Annotated in this window: 13 protein-coding genes and 3 tRNA genes; 2 read left to right on the forward strand and 14 right to left on the reverse strand. The window is 43.6% G+C overall.

The features are described 5' to 3' along the window. Positions 1-33: 33 nt before the first annotated feature. The 12 genes from KO531_RS19605 to motY all read right to left on the reverse strand — a co-directional run bounded on the left by KO531_RS19605 (position 34) and on the right by motY (position 9,765). Positions 34-109 (reverse strand) — tRNA-Lys (locus KO531_RS19605). 37 nt (positions 110-146) lie between these two features. Beyond that, a tRNA-Lys gene (locus KO531_RS19610) sits at positions 147-236 on the reverse strand. Positions 237-294: 58 nt separating this feature from the next. Further along, positions 295-370 (reverse strand) — tRNA-Lys (locus KO531_RS19615). 142 nt (positions 371-512) lie between these two features. Continuing rightward, entirely contained in the window at positions 513-1,259 is a 747-nt protein-coding gene (gene ybgF, locus KO531_RS19620) for a tol-pal system protein YbgF (RefSeq protein WP_028760345.1), read from the reverse strand. A gap of 24 nt (positions 1,260-1,283) precedes the next feature. Beyond that, positions 1,284-1,817: a peptidoglycan-associated lipoprotein Pal gene (gene pal / locus KO531_RS19625; protein ID WP_028760346.1), complete on the reverse strand. Its 534-nt coding sequence runs from the start codon at positions 1,815-1,817 to the stop codon at positions 1,284-1,286. Between the two features lie 46 nt (positions 1,818-1,863). Beyond that, positions 1,864-3,192 (reverse strand): Tol-Pal system beta propeller repeat protein TolB, encoded by a 1,329-nt coding sequence (tolB, locus tag KO531_RS19630; RefSeq protein ID WP_219234548.1) that lies wholly within the window; start codon positions 3,190-3,192, stop codon positions 1,864-1,866. A 9-nt stretch (positions 3,193-3,201) separates the two neighbouring features. Continuing rightward, complete coding sequence (tolA, locus tag KO531_RS19635) at positions 3,202-4,269, reverse strand: cell envelope integrity protein TolA (protein ID WP_219252049.1); 1,068 nt, start codon at positions 4,267-4,269, stop codon at positions 3,202-3,204. After that, complete coding sequence (tolR, locus tag KO531_RS19640) at positions 4,270-4,704, reverse strand: protein TolR (RefSeq protein ID WP_028760349.1); 435 nt, start codon at positions 4,702-4,704, stop codon at positions 4,270-4,272. Further along, a complete protein-coding gene (gene tolQ, locus KO531_RS19645) occupies positions 4,704-5,390 on the reverse strand; it encodes a protein TolQ (RefSeq protein WP_028760350.1) in 687 nt (228 codons plus the stop codon). Before tolQ ends, tolR begins: the two co-directional genes overlap by 1 nt. Continuing rightward, entirely contained in the window at positions 5,380-5,781 is a 402-nt protein-coding gene (gene ybgC, locus KO531_RS19650) for a tol-pal system-associated acyl-CoA thioesterase (RefSeq protein WP_006081251.1), read from the reverse strand. The genes tolQ and ybgC overlap by 11 nt, the downstream gene beginning before the upstream one ends. A gap of 171 nt (positions 5,782-5,952) precedes the next feature. After that, positions 5,953-8,136 carry a prolyl oligopeptidase family serine peptidase gene (locus KO531_RS19655; RefSeq protein WP_168823900.1) on the reverse strand — a complete coding sequence of 728 codons (2,184 nt, stop codon included), beginning with the start codon at positions 8,134-8,136 and terminating at the stop codon, positions 5,953-5,955. A 759-nt stretch (positions 8,137-8,895) separates the two neighbouring features. Then, positions 8,896-9,765 carry a flagellar protein MotY gene (gene motY, locus KO531_RS19660; protein WP_113938782.1) on the reverse strand — a complete coding sequence of 290 codons (870 nt, stop codon included), beginning with the start codon at positions 9,763-9,765 and terminating at the stop codon, positions 8,896-8,898. 141 nt (positions 9,766-9,906) lie between these two features. Between motY and rnt the strand changes: the two genes are divergently transcribed. Continuing rightward, positions 9,907-10,578, forward strand: coding sequence for a ribonuclease T (gene rnt / locus KO531_RS19665; RefSeq protein ID WP_219252050.1), 672 nt, complete (start codon positions 9,907-9,909; stop codon positions 10,576-10,578). A gap of 100 nt (positions 10,579-10,678) precedes the next feature. Here the strand turns inward: rnt and KO531_RS19670 are convergent, their stop codons facing one another. Continuing rightward, complete coding sequence (locus tag KO531_RS19670; protein ID WP_006081247.1) at positions 10,679-11,284, reverse strand: peroxiredoxin C; 606 nt, start codon at positions 11,282-11,284, stop codon at positions 10,679-10,681. A 385-nt stretch (positions 11,285-11,669) separates the two neighbouring features. Here KO531_RS19670 and KO531_RS19675 point away from each other — a divergent pair, with 385 nt between their 5' ends. Continuing rightward, entirely contained in the window at positions 11,670-12,989 is a 1,320-nt protein-coding gene (locus KO531_RS19675) for a Na+/H+ antiporter family protein (protein WP_028760354.1), read from the forward strand. 152 nt (positions 12,990-13,141) lie between these two features. On the opposite strand, the gene KO531_RS19680 is transcribed toward KO531_RS19675, so the two are convergent. Then, entirely contained in the window at positions 13,142-14,557 is a 1,416-nt protein-coding gene (locus KO531_RS19680; protein WP_219252051.1) for a GGDEF domain-containing protein, read from the reverse strand. Positions 14,558-14,673: the final 116 nt, after the last annotated feature.

Raw genomic sequence — 14,673 nt, forward strand, 5'->3', positions numbered from 1 at the left:
GGTATAACGCTGATTTATGCACTTTCAGTAAAGTGGTGGGTCGTGAAGGATTCGAACCTTCGACCAATTGGTTAAAAGCCAACTGCTCTACCGACTGAGCTAACGACCCATCTGATGTTGCGCTGATTTATGCACTTTCAGTAAAGTGGTGTGTCATTAAGGATTAGAACCATTCGACTGATTGGTTAAAAGCCAACTGCCCTAGCTTTATAAAAAAGCGACTGAGCTAACGACCCATTGTACTACTGACTATCTCACTAAATACCACTAACTTATTCTATTCATTAGAGTAAGTGGTGGGTCGTGAAGGATTCGAACCTTCGACCAATTGGTTAAAAGCCAACTGCTCTACCGACTGAGCTAACGACCCATTTACTGGTATTTCACGCCCCGAACGACCTCGCCGCTCTGAGGGCGCCTATAATACCTTTTTCATCTTCTCATGCAAGCGCAAATTCCCAATTTTTTGTCGTTTGCATGAAAAACAGACTAAGAGTATGTTTTTTAGTTAATTACGCTTTAATTGCAGCCAGTTGCTGCTGTGCAATGCGTGCTGCGGCGCTGTTTGCGTAATCTTTGACAACTTGTTGGTAGTATTGCATCGCACCAGCTTTATCACCGGTTTTCTCGGCGATCATGCCAAGCTTCACTAAACTATCGCCACGTTTATTAGAATCACTAAAACGATCAACCACAGTTTTGAAGGCTTGTTTGGCTTCTGCAAATTCGCTCTTATTAAATAATAGCTGTCCTAACCAATAGTTCGCATTCGCGGCATACACAGAGTCTGGGTATTGTTTGATAAAAGCACGGAAGGCAGGAATGGCATCGTCATACTTTCGCTCTTTTAAGACTAAGTTAACGGCATTTTCATAACTTGCAGTTTCACTTAAACTACTTGCGGCAGCATTGGTCGATACCACAGAGGGGATTGATGTCGCTGCAGCTGCAGGTGCGGCAGATGCCTTTGAGGATAAATTAGCAAGCTCATCATATAACTGACGCTGACGCTCTTGCATCTGCTCAATCTGATAATTCTGTTGTTCGGTTAAACCGCGTAAATCGAGAACTTCCTGCTGCAGTGTATCAAGACGACGTTGCATCTCGAGCTCACTTTGTTGTCTCGATTTTACAATACGTTCGATACGAGCAAGTCTGTCATCACCCGAACCACCAGCAATATCTTCCACAGGAGCAGGCGCTGCAACTGCAGCGCCCGCACCAAGGAACATTGCCGTAATTAAGACGGCACGTTTCATTGTGTTACTCTCCGAGATTCAATCTTAGTAAACTAAAACTGCACGACGGTTTTTGCCAAAACCTTCATCAGTGCGAGAAAAATCAAGTGGTTTTTCTTCGCCATAGCTGACTACGCTCATTTGGCTTGGCTGTACGCCCATACCTTGTAGGTATTTAGCAACGGCTTTAGCACGACGTTCGCCCAGAGCAATGTTGTACTCAGGAGTGCCACGCTCATCCGCATGACCTTCAATCAGTACGCGCACACTTGGGTGCTCAACTAAGTAAGTACCATGAGCTTCTAATACAGCGGCGAATTCAGTTTGAACTTCACTGCGGTCGAAATCGAAGTAAATGATGTGTTCTTTTCTCAACTCTTCTAACTGCTGACGTTGCTGCTCTTCAGATGACAACATAGCACCCACACCACCAGTTTGAATGCCACCATTCAGTTCACTACCTGAACCGTTTGTTGAGCCCATTGCATCAGTTTCTGATTCTGAAGTTGAGCTACATGCACTAATAGCCATAATTGGAAGTGCTACCAACATAGCTTTTAACAACTTATTCAGATCCATTACGTGTTCCTTATAAAATTAAATGTGATTAAATCAAGGTATAACATTAGAGAAACGGAGACCAAGAAGGTGATTTCACCTCGCCTTGACCCACGGGTAATCTCGCTTTAAAGCGTCCATCCGTAGAAACAGCTGCTAATACTTGCTTACCTTGGTGTGTAGTGCCATATATGACCATAGTACCATTAGGCGCCACACTTGGGGATTCATCCAAGCGTGTAGAGGTTAGCACCTGCATAAAACGCGTATTTAAATCCATACGCGCAATATTAAACTTACCGTTAGTACGGTTAACAAAAATCATACTACGTCCATCTGGCGTAATTGAACCACCAAGGTTCCATTCACCTTCAAATGTTTCACGACTCACTTTACCTGAACTTAACTCTACGCGATAAATTTGCGGTCTACCACCACGTTCAGAGGTGAAAATCAACGACTTTCCATCAGGATACCATGATGGTTCAGTATCGATAGCATAGTGATTGGTAATACGCTTAATCGCTTTTGTCGCAATATCGATAACATAGATCTCAGGCTGACCATCCTTAGACAGCGTCACAGCCAAAGATTTGCCATCAGGAGAGAAAGCCGGCGCACCGTTAATACCAGGGAAAGAGCTCACTTTAGTGCGCACTTGGGTATAAAGGTCTTGTACGAAAATCTCTGCTTTTTTATTTTCAAAGCTAACATACGCCAAACGACGCCCATCAGGCGACCAAGTGGGTGACATTAATGGCTCAGGTGAGCGCAGTAACATTTGCTCGTTAAAACCATCATAGTCAGCAACCATCAACTGATAAGGTGCTTTTTGAGTATGATTAACCACGACGTAGGAGATCCGCGTTAAGAATGCACCGCGAATACCGGTTAACTTTTCATAGACGATATCGCTAATTCTATGACCATATTGACGAAATTGCGCTGCTGAAATCACAGTTTGGCGACTGTCCATCAAAAATTCTGTAGCGCTGACTGAGCCTTTCAATGCTTGGTTTTGTGCTTTAACTAAATCGATTAAATCAAAGCTCACCAAATACTGATCGGTTCCGTAAGGTTTCACAGTACCTAACACCACAGCTTCTGCGCCAACGCTAGACCATGAACTAGGTTGAAACTGAGCCAAAGCACCAATATTGCGCTGAGGTAGTCCGAGCTCGTCTAAAGGTTTAAAGGTACCGCTACGAGCTAAGTCAGACATCACCACATCAGCAATCGCTTGTGGCGGTGCGCCAGGACCTTGCCATACAAAAGGCATCACAGCGATGGGACGCGCTGCGTCAACACCTTCTGTGATCACAATATCCAATGCCGCTTTCGCGGGGGTGGTGCACAGCATAACTGCCAGTGCTAACCATTTTGCCAATATTTTCATGGTGCTCCTTTAATTAAACGTTGGTTCAACGATTAAGTTAATTTCTTTCATCAAGTTATAAACCGCAGGATCCGGAGACACAGGCAGTTTGCCCGCTTTCAAAATCGCCGCTTTTGCTGCACGACAAACGTTGGGATCACCACCTTTTGTTTGGCTGCTGATCACAAACCCATCATTCGCTAAACGCACAGAGACAGTACAAGTCTTTCCACGCATAGATTCATCCACTACCAAATTACGTTGAATAGTTGATTTTATCATTGCCTGATACTTACCGACTTCACTCTGCATCTGCTTATTCATGGTTTGCGACAGCGCCGCTTGCTCAGCCGCTAATGCATCAGCCATTTCCTGCTCTTGATCGGCAAGGGCTTTAGCATCCGCTTTAGCTTTAGCATCCGCTTTAGCTTTAGCATCCGCTTTAGCTTTGGCATCTGCTTTAGCTTTGGCATCCGCTTTAGCTTTGGCATCCGCTTTAGCTTTGGCATCTGCTTTAGCTTTGGCATCAGCCTCCGCTTTAGCTTTAGCTTCCGCATCTGCTTTTTGCTTACGGTCAGTTTCAGCTTTCACTGCAGCAGCTTCTTCAACCTTGCGTTTTTCAGCGGCTTTTTGTGCAGCGTCTTCAGCAACCTTACGCTCCTGCTCTTTCAGCTTGCGGTCGGCTTCGGCTTTGACCGCTTTTTCCTTTTCCTGCTGCTGTTTCACCTGGGCTAATTTGGTCGCTTCATTGGCTTTTTGAATCTCAATTTCCTGCTGCTTACGTTCTTGCTCTAGCTGTTTAATCTGAGCTTGTTCGCGCTCGCGTGCCTGTTTCGCTTCTTGAGCTTTGCGTTCAAGCTCGGCTTGACGTTCTTGCTCACGGCGTTCGGCATCACGCTTTTCTTGCTTAAGTTTCTCAACTTGATTAGCCACTTTTTGCTGATCAACCATAACCGCTTTGATTGCTGGTGTGCTAACTTGTTGCATAGGCTCAGGTTTGTGAGAAAAATCTATTCCTAACGCCAGAATAATTATCACGCCAATATGAATACCCGCTGAAATTGACAGAGGTAATGTTACATCTGACTTATCTGCCACCTATTTCTCCTTGGGTGAATCCGTCATCAAACCGACTGATGGCACGCCAGATTGCTGCAGTGTCACCATCAACTGAATCACTTTATCGTAAGGAATATTTCTATCGGCTTTAACCACAACAGGACGCTCAGGTTCAGTCACGATAAGTGCAGCCACTTCCGTTGCCAATTCTTCCAAATCCATAGGCACATTCGTTGAACCGCCTTTATTGAGGAAGTAATCACCATCACCATCGATTGAAGCAACAATGGGTGGCTTACTGTCATTGGGTAACACTTCTGCCGCCCCTTGAGGCAGCTCCACTTTGACCCCTTGGGTCACTATGGGTGCTGTTACCATAAAAATAATTAACAGCACGAGCATGACGTCGATATAAGGCACCACGTTGATTTCAGCAACGGGGCGACGACGTTTGCGCTGATAAGCTGGTTGCATTATGCCCCTTCCTTCTCACTGTATGCTTGGCGATGCAAAATGCTGGAGAACTCTTCCATAAAGTTTGCGTAAGCCATTTCTAATTTATCGACTTGAGTCGAGAAACGGTTGTAGGCGATTACCGCTGGAATTGCAGCAAATAAACCCATAGCCGTTGCAATCAAAGCTTCAGCAATACCGGGGGCAACCATAGCTAAGGTGGCGTTTTCCATCGAACCAATAGCGATAAAAGAATTCATGATCCCCCATACAGTACCAAATAAACCGATATAAGGGCTAGTCGAACCAATCGTAGCCAATAACGGTAAGTTAGCTTCTAACTTTTCCATTTCGCGAGACAAGGTCACACGCATAGCACGCGATGTACCATCCATGACGGCATCGGGCACTTTGCTATTTAATTTATTCAGGCGTGAATATTCCTTAAAGCCAGTCACAAATAATGACTCTAAACCGCTATTATCTGGACGAGATGATAATTCTTTATATAAACGGTTTAAATCAACACCTGACCAAAATTTGTCTTCAAACTTCGCCGATTTACTTTTTGCGGATGTCAGTAAGCTACGGCGTTGTAAAATCACCGTCCAAGACATCACCGACAAGCAAAGTAAAGTGAACATAACAAATTTCACTAATAAACTGGCTTGTAAAAATAACCCAACAATCGACATATCAGCTTGCACTGTCAAACTCCTGCACAATATTTAAGGGAATAGCTCGGGGACGCATACGTGATAGCGCAACACAAACAACCAGCACTGTGCCTTCACAATAACAGTCTCCCTGTTTATCGACCAAGCGTTGATGAAAGATCAACGAGGCCTTTTTCAACTCTATGACCTTAGTTTCAACAATAAGGTTCTGTTCAAAACGTGCTGCTTTGCGAAAATCGAGTTCCGCACGCTTTACGACAAAAGCGGTGTCGTCGGCTAATAACGCAGTCTGACTCACGCCAAGGGCTTTTAGCCACTCGGTTCGCGCGCGCTCAAAAAAGTTGAGGTAGTTCGAATGATAGACAACGCCACCAGCGTCGGTGTCTTCGTAATAGACTGAAATTGGCCAATGAAACATCATTTGAAAATAAGCAAATTTTGGTTGAAAAATTGACGCTTACTATACCTAGGGAAACAAGACTTGTGAATGACCCGATGAAGATATAGATAGGAATAGCGCGGGTTTCAGATGAATAGGGGCAATTGTAAAAGAGAATGGGGTAAAACGACCCCATTTTATTAACATAGTTAGTTATTTTGCGATAGCTTGTGGCAAGGTTAAGCCAAAACTCTGCCACAAGAAACTGTAGATGTCGGCAAATTCGTCGATCTTCATCGCCGTGGGCTTACCCGCTCCATGACCAGCATTTGACTCGATACGCATAATGACTGGTTTATTGCCCTGCTGTTTCTCCTGCAGCATGGCCGCAAACTTGAAACTGTGTAATGGCACAACACGATCATCATGATCCGCTGTCATTACCATAGTCGCAGGATAAGCTTGCGCTTTTACATTGTGATAGGGCGAATAAGCCAATAGCGCAGGGAATTGCTCTGCTTTATCAGCACTGCCGTATTCACTCGTCCAAGCCCAACCAATAGTGAACTTGTGAAAACGCAGCATATCCAACACGCCCACCGCAGGTAATACGGCAGCAAAAAGTTCAGGACGTTGAGTCACAGCAGCACCCATCAACAGACCACCATTACTGCGGCCATAGGCACCGAGTTTAGAGCTGTTGGTGTATTTTTCGCTTACCAGATATTCAGCAGCAGCAAAATAGTCATCAAACACATTTTGCTTTTTATCGAACATCCCCGCTTGATGCCAGCTTTCGCCATACTCAGCACCGCCACGTAAACTCGGCACAGCATAAATGCCCCCCATGTCTAACCAAGCGATATTGGCAGGGCTAAAACGTGGTGTCATCGAAATGGCAAAACCACCATAGGCATAAAGTAATGTCGGATTTTGACCGTTTTTCACTAAGCCCTTTTTATAGGAGAGCATCATAGGCACACGCGTACCGTCTTTGCTGCTATAGAAAACCTGTTCAGAAACATAGTCATCGGGATTAAACGAGACTTTGGGTTTAGCAATGACGGTTGAACCGCCAGTTTTAAAATCAAACTTATAGGTGGTTTCAGGCTGAATATAACTATTGAACACATAATAGAAATAATCTTTGCTGGCTTTACCAAAAGGCCCTGCCACATTGCCAAGACCAGGCAATGCCACATCTTGACGCTTCTGACCACCCATACTGTAAATCGATAATTGACCTAACACATCATGTAAATAACTCACCACTAAATGGTCATTAATAATGGCGACATTATTAATCGGATCTTTAGACTCAGGAATAATCGTTTGCCATTGCGATTTATCACTATTGCGGGTATCAATCGCAATCACTTTACCATTAGGCGCCTCTAAGTCGGTTTTGAAATAAAACACTGAACCATCATTACCGAGAAATTCATATTCAGCTTCTAATTTGAGGATCAATTCCACCACTTGGGATTTAGGCTCAAATAACGATTTATAGAAGAAACGATTACGCTTATCCGTACCTTGAGAAATCGACAGTAATAAGTATTCACCTTTCTCAGAGACATCAATACCAAAGCCCCAATCTTTATTCTGTGGACGCTCATAAATCAATAGATCTTGATGTTGGTCTGTGCCTAATTTGTGGTAATACACTTTTTGGTTAAAATTAACGTCAGCTAAGACATCCCCCCCTGCTGGGGCATCATAACGGGCGTAGAACACACCTTGATTTTCTTTATCCCACACTGCGCTAGAAAATTTAATCCATTTCAGTTCATCGGCCAGTTTCTTACCGGTTGCAATATCAACGAACTGCCATTGCTGCCAATCTGAGCCAGAATTTGAAACGCCATAGGCTAAAATTTTACCGTCATTACTCACAGCAACGCCGGATAAGGCAACAGTACCATCCGCAGACAGTTTATTTGGGTCAAGAACAGGCTTTTCAACACCATCTAAACCTTTAACGTACAAAACCGATTGCGCCTGTAGGCCATCATTGCGGTAGTAAAATTGATTGTCGCCGTTTTCAAACGGAGCAGAGACTTTTTCGTAATTCCAAAGTTCTGTAATACGTTCGACCACAGCTTGTTTATTGGGGATCTTAGCGAGGTAGGCTTGACCAAAGTCTTGTTGTTCTTTTACCCACTCTTCAGTTTCAGGCGTATTGGCCTCCAGATGACGATAAGGGTCGGCCACTGCGACACCATGAATGGTTTCGACGAGGTCATCTTTTTCAGTAACAGGGTAAACGAGTTTAGTTGCGCTTGCCTGCTCAGTCGAATTTTGCTCAGGTGCATTGCCACTTTGGCAGGCACCGAGTGCCATCCCCAATGTGGCCACTAACAAACCTTGCTTTGCAAGGCGAAATCTTAATGCCATCGTGTTGTCGTCCTTCTTATGGTTTCGGGCTTAAGGCCTTTTCAGCAAGTACTATACAAGCAAAAAAAATCATGGCAATGGCGTAACTTAATATGAAGTTTTTTAAGCTGTATCGTGAATTTAACAAAATAGCAGCAAGGATAAGCTTATTGAAGTGTATTATTATGCATTAATAGTGAGTTATAAGTTATTAATCAAGGTAAATAGTGACTTAAGTGATATAAATCACCTTTGCAGTCATTAGAATTACTAATGTTTATGGGCAATTTTTCTCGTTTGTTTTACAACAGGTTTCCCAATAGAATGTGCTTGTTTTCAGGAGATAACTGCTTGCAGATATCGAAAACAAAGAACTTTTAAACTGGTGTGTTCCCAACACTTCAGTTTCTTTTCTGGTTCTTATGCTTGACTTCCTTCCTTCAATTTGTTGATTGCAAATGCATTATTTTTGCGGCCCGCTTAGTTTAAGCGGGCTTTTTTTTAGCATTTCAAACACAATCCTGATTATTGCAACGGCCAAGTTTTATACTTCATCTATATTACTCGTACTATCCCACTCTCGCTTTCTGCAGTACTTGTTGAGGTGGATATGTCATCACTACAAATTAAAAAATCTCATTATTTTTCCCCATACTCGCAAATTGAGCGAATCATTCGATTAAAGTGGCATACTGCCTGAACTCTCCTTCTTTTAAAAACGACAATGCCAAGTCATAAACTTGGCATTGGAAAACACTTAAAACCTAGGTAAAACAAACACTACAAAGGTTTACTGATCCGTATAACAACACGACGGTTACGCGCCCTTTCATCCATATCATCATTGGAAGCCACATGACGACGCTCACCATGCCCAAATGTGACAATACGATCTTGAGGAATACCACTGGCAACAAAGAACTCTTTTACCGACGCAGCTCGTGTATCCGACACTTTCTGGTTTACTGAACGGCCGCCATAGCTGTCGGTATACGCATCCACCAGCACTAACTCTACCAAGGGATCATAGGCTAAATATTCTTGCACCCGAGACAGTTGTTGCTGGGAGAAACGAGTTAAATCGGTTCCGCCTTCATCGTAATTTAATACAGTAAAAGCGATATCTTCAAAGCTATAGGGCAATAAATGCGCTAGACAAGCTTTAAACTCAGTATATTTACGGCCAAAATTAGCTGAAGACAAACCCACAGCTATCTTATTCGACTCGTTATACCAATCAGCATAGTAAAACGTTGGTTCCATACCGCGACTCAACTCTGCCAACATAGACCAAGCTGCGCGCTTAGGCACTTCACCGTTAAAGTACTTTTGATAATGTAATGACGTGATCTCTTTCGATACCACACCAGGACGCCACTGCGGCGCGCGGCTAATTAATTTCGCCTGCGTCACTTGATCAGGTTTTACCCACATATCTAAGGTAAAAGTCATATTCTGCTGTTTACCCGCTTCACTGGTAAAAATTGCTTTACCGTAAGAAGGAATATCATGCTCAAGGCGACAGACGATGGGAGTATTTTCACTCACTCGCCACTGGGAATCACTTAAAGAGGCGACATAATGGCGCAACTCTGCCATTGCAGTTGCTGGAACGCATAAAATTGATACTAATATCAGTTTTCGCCACATAGCCTTTACTCATGTTTAATCGGTTACATGGCTTTATCGGCAAACTATTTAGTTCCTTTAGCTCATAAAACCACCAATCAAGCATGACACACCCCAACACATTTAGCATAATAGCGCCCTGTGAATTTTCTTGAGTACTTTATGAGTGACATTTGCGACGCGAACAAATTGAAATACCGATTTCGAGGCTACTTTCCCGTAGTTATTGATGTCGAAACTGCGGGCTTCAACTCTCAAACCGATGCGTTGCTAGAAATTGCCGTCACCCTACTAAAAATGGACAATGAAGGTGTGATAGGAATCGATAAAACCCTACACTTCCACATTGAGCCCTTTGAAGGCGCAAATTTAGAACCCGAAGCGTTAGCATTCAACGGTATTGATCCCACTAATCCGTTACGGGGAGCGGTGAGCGAGAAAGAAGCCTTTTTAGAAATCTTTAAAGCCGTGAAGAAAGCCCAAAAAGCCTCCGACTGCCATCGCAGTATCATAGTGGCGCACAATGCGGCATTCGATCATGGTTTTGTGAGTAAGGCGATAGAACGTTGCGACTTAAAACGCTCGCCGTTTCATCCTTTTGCCACCTTTGACACAGCAACGCTCGCCGGACTCGCCATTGGTCATACCGTACTTGCCAAGGCATGCATTATGGCGGGTATTCCCTTCGATAATAAAGAAGCCCATTCGGCGCTATATGATACCGAACGTACCGCGGAGCTTTTTTGTCACATAGTGAATCGTTGGAAATCATTAGGTGGCTGGCCGTTACTGGCCGTGGATGCGCAGGATGCAGAAAGCAGTACTGTGGAATAAATTGAACAGTTAACAATAGATCTTCAGCAATGAAAAACAAAAAAGCTGCCATTGGCAGCTTTTTTCATTTAACAGGCGACTGTGATTAGAAAAGTACTAATTACAGTGAGCTTGCGTTTTCAGACAGGTAAGCAGCAACACCTTCAGTGCTTGCATTCATACCTTTATCGCCTTTTTCCCAGCCAGCAGGACAAACATCACCGTGCTCTTCATGGAATTGCAGTGCATCGATCATACGTAGCATTTCATCAACGTTACGGCCTAATGGCAGATCGTTAACGACTTGGTGACGAACCATGCCTTCTTTGTCGATCAAGAATGAACCACGGAAAGCCACACCCGCTTCTGGATGCTCAACATCGTATGCTTTACAGATTTCATGTTTAACATCAGCCACTAGCGTGTATTTAACTTGGCCAATACCGCCTTTTTCAACTGGGGTGTTACGCCATGCATTGTGGGTAAACTGAGAATCGATAGACACACCAATCACTTCTACGCCACGCTTAGTGAACTCTTCCATACGGTGATCAAAAGCGATCAACTCTGATGGGCAAACGAAAGTGAAGTCAAGTGGATAGAAGAATACGACGGCTGGTTTGCCTTTGATGGCTGCAGTCAAGTTAAAGCTATCAACGATTTCGCCAGAACCTAATACAGCTGCAGCAGTAAAATCAGGAGCCTGACGGCCTACTAATACGCTCATTTTATATCTCCATCTATGAGTTGAACTAAGTGTAAGGCAAGATGCCTTCTAGCCAGTATGTTCTCAACCTAGGTCAAGTTAAATCCTTACTGATTAAAAGGTGTTCTTACCAATCAAATCCTTAGGCATTATAAGTCGTGTGCTGTGCCTTACAACCTATTTAAGACCAATATCACATTTTTCAAGGGTATTTCCGTTTTGCCTGACTAAGGATAGAGCAATCTGTGTATCCAGTGTGCGGAGCAATCCACATTCAGCTAACAGACAAAAACCAGCATGATCACATTTTCAGATATTTTTCAGATAAGCCCTCGGCAAACTGGACATCCACTGCCTTTGCAGTCGAAAATAGCTCCTTTGGCTTAAAGAATTAAGAAAATTGATAATGAATGCAGTCGTAATTGCAGTGTGCTTAATGTTAGCACTCAGTTTAGCTAGGGTGAATGTGGTTATTGCCCTGACCGTGAGCGCCCTCGTGGCGGGATTGGTAGGCGGAATGGATCTGCACCAAACTATAGATGCCTTTAATACAGGCTTAGGTGGCGGCGCACAAATTGCGCTCAGTTATGCATTATTAGGCGCCTTCGCTGTCGCACTATCGCATTCAGGCTTAACGACGCTGATTTCTAGAAGCATCATTAGTAGCCTTGGACAAGATCCTAATCCCACTAACACTAACTGGGTACGATGGTTACTGCTGTTATCGCTACTCGTCATGTCGATGGCTTCACAGAATATTTTACCGATCCATATCGCCTTCATTCCGATTTTAGTGCCACCACTCTTACATGTGATGACCAAACTGAACATCGACCGTCGCCTTGTGGCTTGTGTTCTCACCTTCGGCCTAGTCACCACCTATATGATTTTACCGATTGGGTTTGGTGGCATTTTCTTAAATGATATTCTGCTTTCCAACTTAACCAGCAATGGCTTAGCCGCTGCTCGCGAGCAAATTCCGCCAGCCATGTTAATCCCTGCCGCGGGTATGGTCGTAGGGTTACTCACTGCAGTATTCATCAGTTACCGTAAACCTCGGACTTACGACGAGGCAAAAGTGTTGGTCGCTGAACCTGAAGAAAATCTCAACAAACGCAATATCATCATTGCTGCACTAGCAATATTAGCCACTCTCGTCGTACAACTCGAAACTGACTCTATGATTTTTGGTGCCTTAGTCGGCTTCATGATTTTCAGTTTTTCGGGTGCCTTGAAGCATGTCGCCGACCAAGATATTTTCAACCAAGGTGTGCGAATGATGGCCAATATCGGCTTTATCATGATTTCAGCCGCAGGCTTTGCCGCTGTAGTGAAAGAAACCGGTGAAGTAGGTACGCTTGTGGCCTCGCTTAGTGAGATTATTGGTAACAATAAAGCCCTCGCAGCCTTCTTAATGCTACTGGTTGGTCTACTGATCACTATGGGAATTGGGTCGTCTTTCTCCACCATTCCAATTATCGCGACGATATATGTACCATTGGCATTAAGTTTTGGTTTTTCAGTAGCGGCCACAATCGCGTTAGTTGGCACTGCCGCCGCGCTGGGTGATGCGGGCTCGCCAGCATCAGATTCCACCTTAGGTCCCACTGCAGGTTTGAATGCCGATGGTCAACACGACCACATTCGTGACAGCGTGATCCCAACATTTATCCACTACAATATTCCACTATTAGTGTTTGGGTGGATTGCGGCCATGGTGTTGTAAGTGTTATCGCAGATGTTTACATTACCGGATTAGAAAGTAACAACAGCGCGGCATTCTCCGCGCTGTTTTTTATCTCGGGTATTCACTTTATTGCGGGCAGCTGGTTAACTCACTGATTCACTCGATAACTCATGTACTAATTAACGTAATAATTAAGATGTCGGGTCAAGTTTGCGACTCCCTTGCCTATTCTTTTTATCTTCATATAACGCTTTATCCGCCGCTTGTAGCACTGCCTCAAAGGAAGCATAATCTTGCGAATCAGCCACACCGCAGGAGACTGTCAGCACATTTAAAAACTGCCGCTCTGCGACCGCCTGACGTAAATGTTCAGCCAACAATAAGGCCCGTTCAAAAGTACAATTGGCTAAGATAACGACAAACTCATCACCGCCGGTTCTGATTAACAAATCATTTTCTCGAAATACACTGCGCATCGCATCAACAATTTGCATGATCGCCATATCCCCGAGTTTATGCCCATAGGTATCATTAATGGTTTTGATTTTGTCGCCGTCCACGCAAATCACCGCGTAATGCCCCTTAGTTGCGACATCAAACAGTGTGGTCTCATAGACTTTCTTATTATAGGTTCGAGTAAAAGCATCCAATAACATCGCTTCACTAAACCGTTGACGCTCAGTACGAAGTTTCCTAAAACGATTGATATTAATTTGAACGAAGAAGATCACGATAGATAACAAAAACCACAGGGGCAAATTCCACACAATGAAACGAAATATACTGATTTTATATGTCAGTGAAGTCATGTTATCTAAATGATTTGTCATCGAATAAAACAAGAACTCCGGCGTCAGTTCAGCCCAAAGGCTATCTGTCGTGATCACCAACTCAGTACCATAATCCGTTTTCTGCAATTCAACATGTTTATTACGCATAAAAACCGACGTCATTAAGGCCGTGTCGGCAATAACATCACCGATGAAATGATTAGGATCATTAGATGATGAAATCGGTGATGCCATCGATAAAATGACTTTCCCACTGACTTCATCTTGATAAGGAATGGATAATACGATTCCATCGGCTAAGGACTCTGGGGTCGCGTCTTTCGCGCAATAGTGCAGACTCTGACAAAACTCATTCGTTGAAGTACGGTCTTTAATCAGCCGCGCTTTTACGTCCTCAGGAATTGGGGAGGCAAAATACATGGCATCACTGCGATAAAGTCCCACATACAGGAATATATCTTCGACATTGGTCTTTTTACTGGTTTTACTGGAATAGAGATAATCAAAATAGCGTAATACTTGCTCTTCTTCTGCGGAAAGCACTCCCCCTTGCGGCAGCATTAATCTGGAAGGGTCGAGTTGAAAAAGCGCTAAAGAGGATTTATTGAAATCAATAATATCGTGCAGAGATAAGCTTTTACCGAGCAGTTCAACATAACTCGGTGTAAGTTGCTCGTTTTTTACAAAAGACACAAAGGATTTATGCTCTCTATCGATTTTAATCGGTAATAGAATAAGTAGGAGTACGACAAACAAGAGGGTCGCAAATTCAAATGATCGACGCAATAATAACCAGTTGAGAGCCGAATTTCCCATAATTCCTCTTAATCCCTGTTCTACCGACAATGTACCTTGCACAAAACGTAAACTGCGATCAATAACATTGCAAAATAAGCCAATAAAAACAACTTCAATAGATAATTATTATTTAG

The sequence above is a fragment of the Shewanella sp. NKUCC06_TVS genome, assembly GCF_019345515.1.
Classification (GTDB): Bacteria; Pseudomonadota; Gammaproteobacteria; order Enterobacterales; family Shewanellaceae; genus Shewanella; species Shewanella oncorhynchi.

Coding starts and splice junctions, on each gene's coding strand:
- ybgC (WP_006081251.1), bottom strand. CDS start 5,781: ATGATGTTTCATTGGCCAATTTCAGTCTATTACGAAGACACCGACGCT.
- pal (WP_028760346.1), bottom strand. CDS start 1,817: ATGGATCTGAATAAGTTGTTAAAAGCTATGTTGGTAGCACTTCCAATT.
- KO531_RS19680 (WP_219252051.1), bottom strand. CDS start 14,557: ATGGGAAATTCGGCTCTCAACTGGTTATTATTGCGTCGATCATTTGAA.
- motY (WP_113938782.1), bottom strand. CDS start 9,765: ATGTGGCGAAAACTGATATTAGTATCAATTTTATGCGTTCCAGCAACT.
- tolR (WP_028760349.1), bottom strand. CDS start 4,704: ATGCAACCAGCTTATCAGCGCAAACGTCGTCGCCCCGTTGCTGAAATC.
- KO531_RS19675 (WP_028760354.1), top strand. CDS start 11,670: ATGAATGCAGTCGTAATTGCAGTGTGCTTAATGTTAGCACTCAGTTTA.
- tolB (WP_219234548.1), bottom strand. CDS start 3,192: ATGAAAATATTGGCAAAATGGTTAGCACTGGCAGTTATGCTGTGCACC.
- rnt (WP_219252050.1), top strand. CDS start 9,907: ATGAGTGACATTTGCGACGCGAACAAATTGAAATACCGATTTCGAGGC.
- KO531_RS19670 (WP_006081247.1), bottom strand. CDS start 11,284: ATGAGCGTATTAGTAGGCCGTCAGGCTCCTGATTTTACTGCTGCAGCT.
- ybgF (WP_028760345.1), bottom strand. CDS start 1,259: ATGAAACGTGCCGTCTTAATTACGGCAATGTTCCTTGGTGCGGGCGCT.
- KO531_RS19655 (WP_168823900.1), bottom strand. CDS start 8,136: ATGGCATTAAGATTTCGCCTTGCAAAGCAAGGTTTGTTAGTGGCCACA.